The organism is Paenibacillus jilunlii (assembly GCF_900102965.1).
Classification (GTDB): domain Bacteria; phylum Bacillota; class Bacilli; order Paenibacillales; family Paenibacillaceae; genus Paenibacillus_AQ; species Paenibacillus_AQ jilunlii.
This window is the reverse complement of the sequence record NZ_FNGM01000004.1, coordinates 1-14,944: the sequence shown is the minus strand read 5'-3', so window position 1 is coordinate 14,944 and position 14,944 is coordinate 1. Positions and strand designations below refer to the sequence as shown.

The following is a 14,944-nucleotide window of genomic DNA, read 5'->3' as shown; positions in this document are numbered from 1 at the left end:
CAGCAGCTATTTAGCTTTCCCTTGGGATTCTTCCAATGCTACCAGCTTGAGCTTGCCTGCACAGTTGCCGCAGCGGTAGCGCTTCGGGTCCGCTTTGCGCTTGCGCGGATATTCCGTGGCACATGCGGTGCAGACGAGCTTGTACCGGTAAGGCTGCGGCTTCCGCGCCTTCGTTCCCGGCAGGGTCTGGCAAAAACGGCTTCCGCCAACCATGGCGAGCAGTTTTTTAAAATCGGCGTCCCGGTGCATATATCCCCGCTTCGCCAGGTGCAGATGGTAGTGGCACAGCTCATGCTTGATGATCCGCTCTGTCTCTTCACGCCCGAACATCTCCAGCTGCATAGGGTTGATCTCGATGTTATGGCTTTTGATAAAATATCTGCCCCCCGTGGTGCTCAGCCGGCTGTTAAAGCTCGCTTTGTGGCGGAACGGGACACCAAAGCTGTCCTGTGATACCTGCTCGATCCACTGCTGCAGCTCTTCATTGCTCATTCTAGTCATCGTTTCTCTCACAAGTCCTCTCCACAGGAAATTACGATCTCTACTTGAATTGTAACTTGTGCATAGGCTACACTGTCAAGAAGGAAGACAAGTTCGGAGGGAGAATGACTTATGCCAAAGATGCGATATGTAATTTTGCAGCAGCATCAGGAATTGCAATTTGTGGAGATGCCGGAGGAATACGCTTATCAGCTCAGCGCACTCAATCTGCGCCTCAATAAAGAGATCGACAAGCTGACAGCGGACAATGTTCCGGATCTGCCGCTCGCCATTGCGGAGTGTGACTCCCTGGAGCTGCTGCGCGAGGAGCATTCAATGGAATCCGGATTGGCCTATATTAACCGGCTGGAGAGTGCTTTTTCGTCCATTCAGGAGAGCAATTATCCCCTCATCTCATTGTTGACAGAAATCCGTGCCCTTCAAGCCCAGCTGGAGCAGTGGTACGAAGAGGAAGAAGAAGGCGTGCACTAGGAACGGAAATTCCGGCTTGCCGCTGCACCTTTGGGCGGGTTCCCCCATATGCTATCTTACGTTAGCATGCAGAGGAGGGGTACTCTTGCCGCAGTGGCTCTGCCATCAGCTCATGAAGGCTTATTACAAAAAAGACCGGCGCCAAATCAAGCTGCTGAACGAATGCTGGTTTTTTTACCGCAATTCCGCCGAAGCCCGTGACTCTATCCAGCGGGAAGTGTAGGTACATGAATCTACACCACAAAACCCACCCCACGGCGATCCAAGGGATGGGTTTTGGCATTTCGGAGGATTGCCTGATATCGACTAGAACAACGGGAAGACGTACTTCACCAGGAAGAACAGCAGTCCAAAAAATATGATCAGGTAAGCGGCGTATTTGATAAAGGTGGATGCGACAACGCTGGAATCCGATTTCTTCTGCACCTCAGTGCGTTCCACTTCAACACTTCTGTCTTTGTAGTTCGGTTCCATCATCTATCTCTCCTTTCGAATCTCTTGGGTGTAGCATCCATTACCCTTACTCTTTCCCGCTTGAAACAAATAGCCGCAGCTCCGGGACTCCCTGGCTTAGGGGAACCGAACTGCGGCTTTATGCTGTGCTGTGGAGCAGGCTGTAGTCTTTTAATTGAAGCTGCGGTTGGTGGGCCAGGAGCCCTGCAGCTTGCGGACCAGCACGATCTGTCCGGTGTGATAGGAGTCATGCAGAATCAGACTCATCACTTCTTCACCCGGAGCATGTCCGGAGCCGCCCCAATCATAAGCGCCTTCCTCCAGCGCCTCAATCACTTCCCGCAGGGAAGCATGGACCTTTTTCAGCTTGGCCACCGCCTGCTCCCATGCCTCTTCCCCATTTTCCGCAACGGTAAAAGTAGCATCATTGCTCTCAGCTTCAGGCAGTTTTGGCAATCCTTTGAGCTTGATAAGCAGACGCTCCTTATAATAGGTCAGGTGGTTGACCGTCTCCCAGATCGAGTTGCCCGCTTCCCCTTGCGGTTTCCAGACGGCCTGTTCACTGGTCACCCCTTCCAAAGCAGCGCTTAGCGGCGGTGCCCAGTCCTCCATATCCATGACATAATCCCAATTTTGCAGCAAAACATCACTGATCTTATTCTGCATGTTCATCCTCCTAAGCGTTGTGTAAGCGATCCATGTAACGACTTAATAACTCGAATAATAGTTACAATAGAAATGTAGCATACTCTCTGCTCCGCATCAAGTAACTAGTAAATTTATATTTTAACTGTTACAATCAGTGAAAAGCGGTGTAGCGGAAGGAGGAAAGCACTGTGTTGTGGGATGATTTTATTAACAGCTACTGGCGGGATTGGCGGACAGGCGACCGCAGCAAAGACAAGGACAAGCTGCAAGACCAGAAGTGGCTGGCCGCCTGGCTGGAACAGCATTCACTGCGTGCGGAGCTGCCTGTTAAGCCTGTAGAGCTGGAGCAATTGCAGCAGCTAAGGAGTTTATTGCGGGAAGCGGTACAAAAGCTGGTGCAGGGCTGTCCCCCGGACGGGGATCTGCTGGAGCAGTTGAACGGTTATATGCTGAGGGGACCGGTTATTCGGCAGGTTGTCTGGAATGCAGAGGGTAATATGGCTATATCCTTTCAGCCGCAGCGTCCGGATTGGGAGCAAGTGATGGCGGAGATTGCTTCTTCTTTTGCCGCTGCGCTTGTGGAGAAGGAAACCTCCCGCTTTCGTATCTGCGAGAATCCGGATTGCCTCTGGGTCTATTATGATGATACCCGGAACCGTTCGAAACGGTATTGTGATGATAAAATGTGCGGTAATCTGATGAAGGTACGCCGTTTCCGGGCACGTAAGAAGGCTGATATGGAAGGAAACTTTTAAGAACATATTATGTAAAATCAAAAACTGCGCTGCCCCGGAATATTCGCCGGGAATTTGCGCTATGTAAATATCGTGGATGAAGATGGAGTCAGCACTTTGTTTTTCCCCTCGTGTTTGGCGGCATAAAGCAGTGCGTCCACTTCCTCAAACAGCTGTTCTTTGGTGGTTCCTTGCGAGTAGCTTTTAAGTCCGATACTCACGGTTACCGCCGCTCCGCCCATTTCTTCATGCGGGGTTTCGGAGAGCCGCAGGCGAATCTTGTCCGCTGTCGCTTCAGCCTCTTCAAGGGTCTTCTCAAAAAAGAGAACAGCAAACTCCTCCCCGCCATAACGGGCTGCAATATCCGCTGATGATATGATGTCCCGAATGAATTTGGCTACCCTGGCCAAAATGATATCCCCTGTACGGTGACCGTATTTGTCGTTGATCAGCTTGAAATTATCGATATCAATCAGGGCCAGATGAAACGGTGCGCCTTGATCCCCATACTCCAGCGCCTTGTCGTAGAACTCATGGAAGGAAATATGATTGTACAGGTCCGTCAACGCATCGGTCGTCGACAGCTTGCGCATGATCGCGTTCTCAATCAACAGATCCTGCTTCGCCGTCAGCGATGCCTCCAGGTCACTGACCAGCTCACGCCCGTTAATAATCATAATGCTGGCGACCAAGGTGCCCACGATAAGAAAAATCGGGATGGCAATCAGATCAAACGAACTTAAAAAATACTTAAACCAATAATCCCACTGGTACATTACAAAAAAAGCGACAGCTTGCAGCGCAAACGTAAAAAAGGTTAAATCCAGCCGGTAAAAAATCGCCGAAGCGAAGATCGGCAGCAGCATAAGCGCCCCAATAATGCGGATATCCATATTCAGATGGATGATGATCATCGCAATAACCGTACCGGCCAGAAAAAGAGAGAGAAACGAATACTTGGAAGCACGGTGGTCAATCCACTGGGCTATGCCCACAAACGCCCCCATCAGCAAAGTCGGATACAGCAGAACCCCATAATAAAATTCATGCGCCCCCCTCTCATACGGGAGAAAAGTATAAGCCGCAAGCTGGGCCAGAAAATGCAGGGCAATCACAAGCCAATAGGTCTGCAAAAAACGTTTGATCCACTTCGCCTGCCGGTAAGCCGAGGTCCCCGAAGGGCTCATGAACTCTCGTAATCTCAACACAGTCACCTGCTGAATTTAAATTGGACTATTACAAGTCAAGTCACAATATTTTACCATGATGTCAGGTGTTTTTGATACTTGTTAGTTTATTTCAATCCACGCTCCTGCGTAAGGAGCGACAGCGATTTTCAACCAAATAAAGGATATAAACACTTTTATTATGATTAAAAACCGCTTGAATCTCAAAACAATTAACAATCACGTAAGAACATCTTTTTTTTATAACAAATAATGTAATAAATCGTAATAAATCCGGTGCGAAGGACCCGGGGATTTCATGTGCGCTATACATTCGCACTACAAAATTAAGGGACCTTCCAGGTCAATGGATTTCTTTATGCCCACATGCTTGACTTTATTCTTGTGCTTGTAGTTCTACTCCCGCCAATATCTCCGCAAACAAACAGATGAATAATACCGCACCAAAAGAACATACGTTTCCTTCATTATAACAGCACAATAAGGAAAAATCCGGCATTTCTTGGAGAACAATCGAACACTTTTTTACAGTTTCTGACCAATATCAGTCAAACCTTCAACAGCCCACATATCTTAAGATGGTGTGGACTGTTGGTTCATTTGACACTACTTGTGGAGACCTATACAAATAGCAAAAAATATCAAGTTCAAGCTCTCGAGTGGATTCATAATATTTATGAAAGGAAGGTGCTATACATGGACAAAACAAAAGTTTATTTTAAAAATTTTATTGGTACAAGCTATGAAGTTGGAACACAAATAGGACAATGGGCTCTCTCAACTCCAAGTTTGCTAAAACAGGTTCTATTGCCGCCTAATGCTTATCCACATGATAAGTTTACAAAAATTACAGGTTTGCTGGATATGTATTGCCAAGGTATCAACGAAGAAATAAAGGGCTTTTCAGATACGATTGGGGTATCATCAGAGCAGGCACTTTTTTATGCCATGACCTATTTAGAACGTGGATGCAGCCTAATGGCAGTATTACCAAGCAAGTCAAAGAGCGAACATACATTAATGGCTAGAAATTATGATTTTAACAATGAAATGGAAGAAATGTGCTTCGCTTTTACTAATATCAAAGGTAAATACCGTTATATTGGTTCTACATTGAATCTTTTCGGCAGATGTGACGGTATGAATGAACACGGCCTTGCCGTTTGTAAAGCAAGCAACGGTATACCTGTAGGCAATTTTGAAGGAGGGCAGAAAGCTGGAGCAACAGGTTTTAGCTTCTGGGTTGTGGTTCGGAGTATACTGGAAAACTGCAAAACCGTTCAAGAAGCAATAGAATGGACAATGAGCGCACCTATCGGTTATAACATTAACTTGATGTTAGCTGACAGCAGTAACAAAATAGCGTTGCTTCAATGCATGGACGGACACAAATCCTATAAGTTATTAGATGAATATAGCGAGGAAGCATTTCTAAGTGTTACAAATCATGCGTTACTGGAAGATATTAAGCCCTATCAAAAAAAGATAATTGAAAATTCGGTAGTACGAAACAATAAAATTGTTGAGGTGTTTACAGGAAAGAAACAGCTCTCAAAAAAAGATATGAAAACTCTTTTGTCCACTTCATATCCGGACGGTCTTTGTTGCCACTATTACAAAGAATTTTTTGGCACATTACGCTCTATGATATTTGATGTAAATGATAAAACTATAGAAATGACATTTGGCTCTCCACAAGTTAATGAATGGCAGACCTTTTCTGTGGGAGCGTTAGAAGTGCAAGAAGTTGAAGTGTTGTTGCCGCAAGAAAGAGCCAGACCTGACTTTTATAAAATAAGCTGATATTTCTAGAGAGGAGGAAACCTCATTGATCAACAACAGTGCAATAGGAGAAGCAATTGTATTTATTGAAAATAGTCTGTACGAGCCTATCGCCGCGTGTGATGTTGCTAAAGCGGTTTCCTACTCTTATTATCATTTCCATCGGTATTTTCAAGCCATCATGGGGGAAACGATAGGGAGTTACATAAGAACCCGGCGTTTAACACAAGCCGCATGGAATTTGGTCCACAGTGAAAAAAAGATATTAGATATCGGGGTTTCCCTTTATTTTGAAACAGCAGAAAGCTTTACAAGAGCCTTTAGAGACCGGTATGGTATAACCCCAACAGACTATCGAAACAATGGGATAGACGTCTTGATAGGAAACAGGCCCCCAGCGCTAATTTCCGATAATAGGGTACACCCGTATGCTGATTTAAACCCGCAAATTGTTACTGTTCCAGAAACCTACACTATGGGTATTCGTTACATAACAACCATTAGCGGAAATGAAAGCATTGCTATGTGGCAGCTCTTTAACCAGCAGATTCCTGATACATTTGTGGGTACAAGATACGGTATTTTTGAAGCCGGAGCAACCTGTGCTGCAGATGTATTTAATCCTCAAAGCGAAACCACAGGGTTTGTAGGAATTGAATTTCCTAAAGAACAGCCTATTCTTAGCTGCATGGAAAGAAAAAAACTATGCGGCGGAAAATATGCAAGGTTTATTCATAAAGGAATAGTACAAGACTTAATACAGACCTATCATTATATTTGGGGCGTCTGGTTTCCTAAAAGCGGCTATGAGCTTGATAACCGTGACGACTTTGAATGTTATACTGAACGATTTGCAGGAGAAAACATAGAAAGCTCTGAAATTGATATTTACTTTCCGATTAAGTAGATAATCTAGACTTTCCGTTTCCGTGTTAGTTCAAAGGTGGCCACCAATCAAACCCTGCTGCTTATTTTTTCATGTAGGTTAAGCATAGGCACAGGTTCCTTGTACAGTTGGTTGGTTGCTTCATCATCGGAGGAGCAAAATGGAACGATATACCTTCTGTATGCCGCAAAGAATAAACTCAGATTGAAAAAGCACCGAATTCGGCTTAGGCGGAATTTCGGTGCTTTTTTTGCTGTTACAGCTTTCTCTCTAACTATTTCGATGCACGTTCCTATGTAAGGAGCGATTCTATTTTGGGCCGAACGTGAGGCACCATTGGAGATTTCAATCCACGCTCCTTACGTAAGGAGTGACTCGCTCGCAATAGGCTGATACTCATATCCTTTGTCCATTTCAATCCACGCTCCCACATAGGAAGCGACAGCGATTTCGCACTTAAAAACATCACAAGCCAATTTTCAGCATTCTTAAATCCACTTTATTGCGTTGGATGCAAAGCGTCAGTAATGTTTATTCCAACTTTTATACAAATAATAATCCAGGTGCGAAAGACCAGGGATTTCATGGGCACTATACATTCGCACCAGACATTACATAACTTTATTGTCCATGCTTCAAATGCTGGTATCTCCTCTATTGTACGTCATATCGCATCGAGCAAGTAGTATCTTCCACGATCACCGTTTACTAAGGGTTCGTTTGACTGACATTCAGATCTCCCACTCCCGCCTTACTTGGGCAAGCATTCTACCCTTAAATTCTAAGCGGTAGATATCAGGCATTGTCGTAGATTGCCAGAAATCATAACCATACTGACAATCAAAATAATTCATCAGTAGGGTCATAATATCACCGTGCGTACCGACGACAAGAGTCTTCCCTTCATATTTCTCCAATAAAAGTTTAAACTCCCCAACAGCGCGAGCCTGCGCTTCAGCGCTGGATTCTCCCCCCTCGAACACAGCCGCAAAATCCTGATAAACCCTCCGCTTAGCTTCTACAAAACTAAGTTCTGCTATATTTCCAATTGTTCGTTCTCGCAAATTCTCCATCAAAAGGATTTCATTCTGCTGTACCTCAGCCAAAGGCTGAATCGTCTGAATTGCCCTTGCATAAGGGCTGGAGACAAACAGATCTATAGGCTGTTTTTGCAAAATAGATTTAATTCTCACAGCATCAGACTTCCCTTGTTCAGATAGTCCTCTCTCACGTTCTTGTCCCTCTACATAGAGAGATTCCGCATGACGGATCAGGCACACTATTGTTCTCACTGTTTCCCCCACATTTATATCTCTGGTTTGTCATATAAGCACAAACACCTAAACCAGCACTTAGTCGTTACTATGTAATTTTGTGTATGAGCAAATGTGCTGATCCAATAGATATCTCATTTAAGCGCCTTTGTTATTCCTCGCACCCGCTCTGCCTTTTCAATAGCTTCGATTAACGTTAAAGTAGGATTAGCACTTCTGAAATTAATGGCCAGCTCAATTGAGCCTCCGGCTTGTTTCCACTCCCAATAATCCAAGGTGTCTACATTCTCCAGATAAAATCGGGAAAGGGCTTCGATTGGATTAATACTGTACAGATGTTTAAATGTTGAGACCGGAATAGGATCATTCAAAAGATATTCATTTTTCAACTCATATAATACCTGAAAAATACTATAATAGTTCACATTAATAATTTTATTCATAAACTGGTTACAACGGACAGATGTATTTAATATGATTTGCATGTCGTTTATTAATGCTTTAAAAGTGCAACCAATTCTCAAATTCTGGAGGAGCAACATGGAATTTAATGAATACACCCTTTACTGCAAATTGGACACTTTACTAAAAAAGCATGATATTTCCGTATTAAAGTTGTCCAAAGAAATCGGGTACCGAAGAACAACGATTATGGAATTAATGCATAATACGAATATGGAAAAGAAGAAAATTTCAGCGGAACTGATTATGAAGTTATGTCTCTATTTTGAGGTCAGTCCTAACAATTTGTTCGAAGTACGACGGAAGGAATAATCTGAGATAGCAAAAAGGCACTGAATTTCAGCTGTTAAGCGGAATTTCAGTGCTTTTTTACACTAGCGTTGCAATAACTCTGAAATAAGAATAGCGAAAGAATAGTAATTCAATGAACCGTAATGTTTTCTTGTCGGCACGATCGGCAAGACCCATTTGAACCTTGGCATCTCTGGTAATCCGTCCCTCGGCCTCCACGGGCGATTCCTACAAAATGGTGGTGAACGCCCGGTCCCGCAGACGCATCACAAACCGAATCCCGTCCGTGCTCCACGCCTCCATCTTTTTGTAGTCATCTTAGCTCCGGTCCATCCTCAATCCCCCCTCTTGTTCAGCTGCCTAACCATACAAAAAAAACGCCAGACTGTATAGTCTGACGTCCTCTCTTGATTATGTCCCAAAAACTGATGCTTATTTGTAGCGCAATATCGCTGTTTGATAGGACTTGACCCACTGCACATCCATGCCGGCTTCTTCGGCGAAGAAGCGGAGCGGAACGAAGGTACGGTGGTTTTTGACGTAGGGGGCGGCGTCCGTTTTGCCGGTTGTTCCGGCTCCGGACTGGGCTTTACGTTTGATGGTTGTGGAGCCCAGATAAAGCTCAATAGCTTGGCCCCCTTTCTCCAATGTAACGGTTTGTCCGTCTTTACTGAATGTAAGGGTATAACCAAGCCTTTCAGCAATTTGCCGCACCGGTACCATCACCCTGTTCCTGCTAATTTCAGGCTTGGCGTCAAATTGAATCTGTTGCGTACCGACCATTACGGTGATTCCTGCCTGATTTGCGGAAATGCCCGCCGGCAGCCGGTAAGGAGCGATTGCTCTGATCATGCTGTTGCCTGAATCCGCAACATAAATGGTTCCATTCGAGGCGACGGCTACATCCAGCGGGGTATCAAAAAGAGCGCTGCTCTCAATACCATCCTGAAAGCCGGCTTCCCCCGCTTGGCTGCCGGCCGCCGTACTTACGGCACCGTTCTTGAGATAACGGATCACATGGTTTCCGGAATCGGCTATCAGAAGACCGCCGGCGGCATCAAGAGCGATGCCCTTCGGGAAATGGAAGGCCGCCTTGTCCGCTGCGCCATTCTTGTACCCTTCCGTAGCATAAAGAGCATTGCTGGCATACACCGCTGCGTCTCCTCCGGCCAGGGTGCTAACCCGGTTCAGGGAAAAGTCTATGTAGCGGATCCGCTGATTACCGGAATCGCTGATGTATAAATTCCCCTTGGCATCCAGCGCAAGTCCTGTCGGCTCATTAAACAACGCCTGTTCCAGCGCACCATCCTTGAAATCACCCGCAGGCAGCGCAAGTCCTGGATAACGCTCAACCACTCTCTCTGATGCGGTGTTTAGAGTGACGGTGGTTCCATCCGGACTGATTTTACGGATCAGGTGATTTAAGGTATCTGCAACATATATTTCGCCGTTGGCAGCAACGGCAATCCCCTCGGGATGATAGAAGGTCGCTGCCGCTCCTTTTCCGTCGGCCGAACCGATTTTCCCATTCCCCGACAATGTTGTAACTTCTCCAGAAGAAGCAATTTTACGGATAGCGTTATTGGCACTGTCTGCCACGTAAAGGCTTCCGTCAGCCCCAAAAGCAAGGCCAACAGGGGCTTGGAACAACGAATGCTCCCGGCTGCCATCAAGAAGGGCTCCCAGGGGCTGTCCGCCGGCATCTCTGAGAATTGAAGAAGGCGGTCCGGCATACACGCTGAGGCGGCCGGAGCTTAGCTTTTGAATCTTGTGGTTCAGCGCATCGGAAATATACAATTCATCGTTTGCACCGACCGCCAAACCCGCAGTCTGTCTGAAAGAAGCCGACGAAGCGGTTCCTTCCTGTTCGCCAAACATTCCGCTGCCCGCGAGTCTGGAGATTTGCGAGATCAGTCCGCCCGTTTCATTATAGAAGGGAGCTGCTGCAGCGGATGCATAGGATGAGGAACCAAGTACCAGGAGGACAACAACAAGAGTCAATGTAAATTTACGCAATAAAGTCATAAGGCCTCCACAGATAGGGATGTTGAACATGCATTTCACTTGCTGTATACAATAACCGGCGGTAAACCTGCTGCTGCATCGGTCAATTCCAGAATCGCCTTGCCCGTGCTATCAACAATTTTGACATAAAACAGTTTCAGTGTTCCGCTCCCTGTCACCTTAAAAGGAATGGTTGCAAGAACTCCATCGGAAATCGCAACATCGGATGCAGCTCCAAACTGTGTTGCCGCGTAAATGGTTTCCGTCTTCATTACCGGAGAGCTTCCCATGGCTCCCGTAATAGTCTTCAGCGCTTCCGTACTGTTTGCGGGAGAGAAATAAGAATTGTTCAGCAGTCTTGCACCGGAGCCGCCGGCCACAAGCGAATGATCACTGATAAAATGAAACTCTGCCGCATACAAAGCACTTGATCCGGTAAATTGCTTTAGATGGATAGACAGATTAAAGCCAGTCTCCGTTTTGGTTTGAACCAATGTGATCTCCGGATCAGCGGAGGAGCTGTCAGACGTCACCGGGGCAGGGACGGCAGGTTTAGCGGCCGTATTCAGTTGTCCGGCTACCAATTGCTGTTTGTTTTTTTTGTACACTGCAAGCTCTTCCGGTGACAGCTGGGCGATGTATCTTTTTTCCGCATCGTCCTGCAGCTTCTCAAGAATTGACTGGTTAGCGGCAGCAAGATCATTTCTGAGGTCCGTTAGCTGCTGCAGGGTCAGGGATACATTGGCCTTGAAGTCATTCTGCAGGAGCTGCTGCTTCTGCTCAATCTCCTTCAGCACTGCCTCCAGACGGATCCGTTCTTGCTCTTTTTCAGCAGCTGACATTGGGTTGACACCTGCCAGTGGATTGATTGGGTCGACACCGGATAAGCGGACGGTTTGGCTCGAATCTGCAATTTTCCGGTTGATCTCCTTAATAAATCTCGTAAGCTCGGCCGAATCCAGCTTGGACGCACGGACCGCTTCATAAGCGACATTGGAGATGAAGTTATTCAAGTTGGCCGCATATGCCTGAAGGTCCTGCTGACTGCTAATGTAAATATCGGATTCGACACCGCCGCGTTCAATGACCGGCTGCGTATTTGTATTAAGGTCCTTCTGCAAACTCTGGATAAGAGCATTATTCTCTGTAATTATGGCAGAGGTACTGGCGATTATAGCCTTAAGAATGAACGGATTGCTTTGCTTGACCAATTCCTCAACATCTACAATAGTCAGTGCATTATGCAGCTCCCGGGGCAAGTTGGCGGGAAAAGCAATAAGTTGTTGTGTAGGCGCCACCAGGATTGATGCATCACCGGAAGAACTTTTCGTTGTAAGATCAGCCTCTACAAGACCGGAAGCGGCAAATACGGATAAAGTCCCGTCTGCCTGAACCCGGACCAGAAAATTGGTGCCACGGACATTGAGTCTTGCACCAGGGGTTTCGACGACTGCTTCATCGCCTGCCGAAAGGGCATTTACAGAATTCCACATGGAACCTGTCCACAGTTTGAGCGAGAATTTGCTTCTTGCTGCCTTACGGTCAAGTTTGGCAATCGAGACCCGCGAATCTGGGCCGATGGTACTTACGGATTCCGGTTTAGCAACCCTGATTTTCGCGCTCCCATCGTCACCTGTAAGGATTTGATCTCCTTGAGATAGCGGCATATTGGCAAACGCGGCAACGGTCTTGACCCCACCGGCAAGCTTAACGCTTACTTCTCCGCTGACTTCGTCAATGTATGCTGCTCCTTTCTCTGCTGAAACTATCTTAATGTTGAAGGAGCATGTTAGAAGAGCGACAAAGGAAAATAAGAGTATGAGCCTGCAAAATGTTCTATTCACCGATATCCCTCCTTTCAAAATTGGAGAGTCTAAGGTTTTGCAGCAGCAACTGCTGTTTTTGTTTTTCAATGTACTTTATTTTTTCGCTGATGACCTTTTGATTAGGTGCTTTAAGCTTCAAAGAACGCAGCAGGGCAGCACCTTCAGCGATTTGACCATTCTGCACAAAAATATCGGCCTTCAGCGCGTCTGCCTTCCAATGGCAGATATCCTGATCCGGAACAACCGGACCGCGATACGTATGAAACCCGGTAGCTGCGAGTTGTACATGCTTCATGGCGGTACTCAGCAGCTTCTGGGCTTTCAGAGTGGCAATACTCGCCAGATGGAAGTGGGCGTCCGGATAGTCGGGATGCAGCGCCAGAGCTTTCCGGTAGTACTCCTCTGCCTGGTCAAGGCGGCTCTGTGAATTATGAATCTTCCCCATTAGCATGTAGACTTCAGCCATACGTCCAAAATGCCGGTTATCTTTGCCGTATTCTATCACCTTCTCAAAGCATTCCAATGACCGTTTGCTGCCCTCGGAATCCATCGTTTCCCTGCCAAGAAAGTACCACCAGCCGGGATTCGTCGGTTCTTCCTCTGTCATCAGTTCCAAAAGCTTGAGATTGCGGTTCGCCTTGTCCTTTCCGGCTTTGATCTGAGGCTCGTAGCCGTCATGATGTAGACGGATACCTACCGGTTTATGCAGAACGCGGGTAGTAAAGATGCCCTCTTCCGCTGTAGCAATCTGTTCATGAATTCTGCCGCTGAAGTAAATATCTTTATCCGTCGGGAACAGGCGGGGAACAGAAAATTCCTGAAGCGTTCCGTCCTTCACATAGTTGACGATACACGGCTGCAATGCCGGAATTAATTCTTTCAGCCTGCTGAAAATGCCGGCGGTAAGGCGGATCAGGCCACGATCCTCCTCATGCAGCCATTCATCCGCATCCAGCCAGAATACCCATTGGGAATGGACATGGCTCAGCGCTTCATTGCGCAGTTCAGCAAAACTGTCATTCCACTTCATTTGATAGACCTTGACCTGCGGAAATTTCCGCAGGATGGACAAGGTCTGGTCGGTTGATCCTGAATCTACAACGATAATTTCATCGACCGCGTTCAGTATGCTTTGAATGCATCTTTCGATGCTCCGTTCTTCATCCTTAACAATAATGGCAGCGGAGACGGTCACCTCCGGAACGGAGAGCAATTGTTTGAGCTCATCACTGACTTCTCCCAAGGGTACTTTCTGCAGCTCTTTTTGCATAAATGACATCCATGTTGCTTTGGGATCAAGCAATACGGATCGGTTGAATAGCTTTTGTGCAGCTTGTCCATGACCCTGATTCATTAAAGCTTCACCTAGCAGCAGCCACCCCTGAGGGTCGATAGGAAATTCTTGCACATGCTTTTTACCTAATTGCTCAGCTTCTTCATATCGCTCGCTCAGAATCAAATCCGATAGCAGCTTGTGTCTGGGATCCATAGTTTATCCTTTCTTGATGTCTTGGGATTATTGGCTTGTTCCGTCCTTGTCAATTCGGATAGAGTTATTTACCCACCAGCCATGGCCGTCCGTCGCAGAGATCTGAATCGACATCGGACTCGCGATCACACCGGAGATAAACAGCACATTGCCGTCCAGCCAGGTACTTACAGGATAGCTCGTGCCCGAATAGCTATTAAGTCCAAACGACAATGCCTCATAATCCCGGTCGATGAAATACTCGTTCAGGTTGATTTGCGTCAGCGGACCATTCGCCTGAATAACCGCATAAGATACTGCCTCCGGCACAAAATTCAGTATGCTTTGCATATCCGCGTACAAGCCGGACGGGTCTGTTGCACGCACGGTAAAGGCTGTCGGTGCTGTCGGAGTACCGCCGATGGACAAGTATCCGCCATTCAAGCTAAGACTCAGACCGCTTTGCGGGTCTGGATTCTGTACGATGGAATAAGACAACCAGTCTCCGTTCGGGTCTCGGAACAGCTCATCCAAGTTAAAGAATGGCTGCATGAAGTAATCATCCGTGGCATTATAGATTACCATCGGCTGGCTCAAGGTTAGCGGGGCTAAGTTGTCCCCTCCCTCGACAGGTGTACCCTGCACAGCAGCCGTGTTGTACGCCCACCAGCCATGGCCGTCTGTTGCCGTGATGTGCAGCGACATCGGAGTGACAATGGTGCCGGAAATGGTCAGCACATTACCGTCCAGCCAAGTACTCACGGCATTGCTCGTATACGAATCGCCGTACAGTCCGAACGACAGCGCCTCGTGATCCCGGTCGATGAAATATTCGTTCAGGTCGATTTGCGTCAGCGAACCCGTCATCTGAATGACCGCATGAGATACTGGCTCCGGTACGAAATTCAGCGTACTTTCCATGTCTGCGTACAAGCCGGACGGATCGGTCGCACGGAC

At 46.9% G+C, this 14,944-nt stretch carries 16 protein-coding genes; 6 read left to right on the top strand and 10 right to left on the bottom strand.

Going from position 1 to position 14,944, the window contains the following annotated elements; all coding sequences use genetic code 11:
- Positions 1 to 6 precede the first annotated feature (6 nt).
- Positions 7 to 492 (bottom strand): SprT family protein, encoded by a 486-nt coding sequence (locus tag BLQ82_RS09440; RefSeq protein WP_062523821.1) that lies wholly within the window; start codon positions 490 to 492, stop codon positions 7 to 9.
- A gap of 120 nt (positions 493 to 612) precedes the next feature.
- On the opposite strand from BLQ82_RS09440, the gene BLQ82_RS09435 reads away from it, so the two are divergent.
- Entirely contained in the window at positions 613 to 972 is a 360-nt protein-coding gene (locus tag BLQ82_RS09435) for a hypothetical protein (RefSeq protein ID WP_025704964.1), read from the top strand.
- Positions 973 to 1,057: 85 nt separating this feature from the next.
- Positions 1,058 to 1,195 (top strand): cortex morphogenetic protein CmpA, encoded by a 138-nt coding sequence (gene cmpA / locus BLQ82_RS31370; RefSeq protein WP_020426225.1) that lies wholly within the window; start codon positions 1,058 to 1,060, stop codon positions 1,193 to 1,195.
- A gap of 83 nt (positions 1,196 to 1,278) precedes the next feature.
- Here the strand turns inward: cmpA and BLQ82_RS31900 are convergent, their stop codons facing one another.
- Both BLQ82_RS31900 and BLQ82_RS09430 read right to left on the bottom strand, forming a co-directional pair.
- Positions 1,279 to 1,449 (bottom strand): hypothetical protein, encoded by a 171-nt coding sequence (locus BLQ82_RS31900; protein WP_167330838.1) that lies wholly within the window; start codon positions 1,447 to 1,449, stop codon positions 1,279 to 1,281.
- Between the two features lie 147 nt (positions 1,450 to 1,596).
- Positions 1,597 to 2,091, bottom strand: a complete 495-nt coding sequence (locus tag BLQ82_RS09430; RefSeq protein WP_074648094.1) for a DinB family protein — start codon at positions 2,089 to 2,091, stop codon at positions 1,597 to 1,599.
- A 170-nt stretch (positions 2,092 to 2,261) separates the two neighbouring features.
- On the opposite strand from BLQ82_RS09430, the gene BLQ82_RS09425 reads away from it, so the two are divergent.
- A complete protein-coding gene (locus BLQ82_RS09425) occupies positions 2,262 to 2,828 on the top strand; it encodes a CGNR zinc finger domain-containing protein (protein ID WP_062523819.1) in 567 nt (188 codons plus the stop codon).
- 59 nt (positions 2,829 to 2,887) lie between these two features.
- Here BLQ82_RS09425 and BLQ82_RS09420 read toward each other — a convergent pair whose 3' ends face one another.
- Complete coding sequence (locus tag BLQ82_RS09420) at positions 2,888 to 4,012, bottom strand: GGDEF domain-containing protein (protein WP_244280749.1); 1,125 nt, start codon at positions 4,010 to 4,012, stop codon at positions 2,888 to 2,890.
- 678 nt (positions 4,013 to 4,690) lie between these two features.
- Here BLQ82_RS09420 and BLQ82_RS09415 point away from each other — a divergent pair.
- Together BLQ82_RS09415 and BLQ82_RS09410 are read left to right on the top strand one after the other, a co-directional pair.
- On the top strand, positions 4,691 to 5,797 hold the full coding sequence (locus tag BLQ82_RS09415; RefSeq protein ID WP_062523818.1) for a C45 family autoproteolytic acyltransferase/hydrolase: 1,107 nt from the start codon (positions 4,691 to 4,693) through the stop codon (positions 5,795 to 5,797).
- A 25-nt stretch (positions 5,798 to 5,822) separates the two neighbouring features.
- The gene (locus BLQ82_RS09410) at positions 5,823 to 6,683 is read left to right on the top strand and encodes an AraC family transcriptional regulator (protein WP_062523817.1); all 861 of its coding nucleotides are present in this window, start codon (positions 5,823 to 5,825) and stop codon (positions 6,681 to 6,683) included.
- Positions 6,684 to 7,393: 710 nt separating this feature from the next.
- Here the strand turns inward: BLQ82_RS09410 and BLQ82_RS09405 are convergent.
- Together BLQ82_RS09405 and BLQ82_RS31020 are read right to left on the bottom strand one after the other, a co-directional pair.
- Positions 7,394 to 7,954 (bottom strand): histidine phosphatase family protein, encoded by a 561-nt coding sequence (locus BLQ82_RS09405; protein ID WP_062523816.1) that lies wholly within the window; start codon positions 7,952 to 7,954, stop codon positions 7,394 to 7,396.
- A gap of 116 nt (positions 7,955 to 8,070) precedes the next feature.
- Positions 8,071 to 8,325: a hypothetical protein gene (locus tag BLQ82_RS31020; RefSeq protein WP_244280748.1), complete on the bottom strand. Its 255-nt coding sequence runs from the start codon at positions 8,323 to 8,325 to the stop codon at positions 8,071 to 8,073.
- Between the two features lie 85 nt (positions 8,326 to 8,410).
- On the opposite strand from BLQ82_RS31020, the gene BLQ82_RS09395 reads away from it, so the two are divergent.
- Positions 8,411 to 8,710, top strand: coding sequence for a helix-turn-helix domain-containing protein (locus BLQ82_RS09395; protein WP_341874837.1), 300 nt, complete (start codon positions 8,411 to 8,413; stop codon positions 8,708 to 8,710).
- A 411-nt stretch (positions 8,711 to 9,121) separates the two neighbouring features.
- Here BLQ82_RS09395 and BLQ82_RS09390 read toward each other — a convergent pair whose 3' ends face one another.
- The 4 genes from BLQ82_RS09390 to BLQ82_RS31895 all read right to left on the bottom strand — a co-directional run.
- A complete protein-coding gene (locus BLQ82_RS09390) occupies positions 9,122 to 10,714 on the bottom strand; it encodes a stalk domain-containing protein (protein ID WP_062523814.1) in 1,593 nt (530 codons plus the stop codon).
- A 35-nt stretch (positions 10,715 to 10,749) separates the two neighbouring features.
- Positions 10,750 to 12,537 (bottom strand): FecR family protein, encoded by a 1,788-nt coding sequence (locus BLQ82_RS09385; protein WP_062523813.1) that lies wholly within the window; start codon positions 12,535 to 12,537, stop codon positions 10,750 to 10,752.
- On the bottom strand, positions 12,530 to 14,008 hold the full coding sequence (locus tag BLQ82_RS09380) for a glycosyltransferase (protein WP_062523812.1): 1,479 nt from the start codon (positions 14,006 to 14,008) through the stop codon (positions 12,530 to 12,532). Before BLQ82_RS09380 ends, BLQ82_RS09385 begins: the two co-directional genes overlap by 8 nt.
- Before the next feature lie 27 nt (positions 14,009 to 14,035).
- Positions 14,036 to 14,944, bottom strand: a 909-nt coding sequence (locus tag BLQ82_RS31895; RefSeq protein ID WP_167544688.1) for a hypothetical protein, incomplete at its 5' end; no start/stop codon positions are given.

Coding starts and splice junctions, on each gene's coding strand:
- BLQ82_RS09435 (WP_025704964.1), top strand. CDS start 613: ATGCCAAAGATGCGATATGTAATTTTGCAGCAGCATCAGGAATTGCAA.
- BLQ82_RS09430 (WP_074648094.1), bottom strand. CDS start 2,091: ATGCAGAATAAGATCAGTGATGTTTTGCTGCAAAATTGGGATTATGTC.
- BLQ82_RS09380 (WP_062523812.1), bottom strand. CDS start 14,008: ATGGATCCCAGACACAAGCTGCTATCGGATTTGATTCTGAGCGAGCGA.
- BLQ82_RS09395 (WP_341874837.1), top strand. CDS start 8,411: ATGATTTGCATGTCGTTTATTAATGCTTTAAAAGTGCAACCAATTCTC.
- BLQ82_RS09390 (WP_062523814.1), bottom strand. CDS start 10,714: ATGACTTTATTGCGTAAATTTACATTGACTCTTGTTGTTGTCCTCCTG.
- BLQ82_RS09415 (WP_062523818.1), top strand. CDS start 4,691: ATGGACAAAACAAAAGTTTATTTTAAAAATTTTATTGGTACAAGCTAT.
- BLQ82_RS31900 (WP_167330838.1), bottom strand. CDS start 1,449: ATGATGGAACCGAACTACAAAGACAGAAGTGTTGAAGTGGAACGCACT.
- BLQ82_RS09440 (WP_062523821.1), bottom strand. CDS start 492: ATGAGCAATGAAGAGCTGCAGCAGTGGATCGAGCAGGTATCACAGGAC.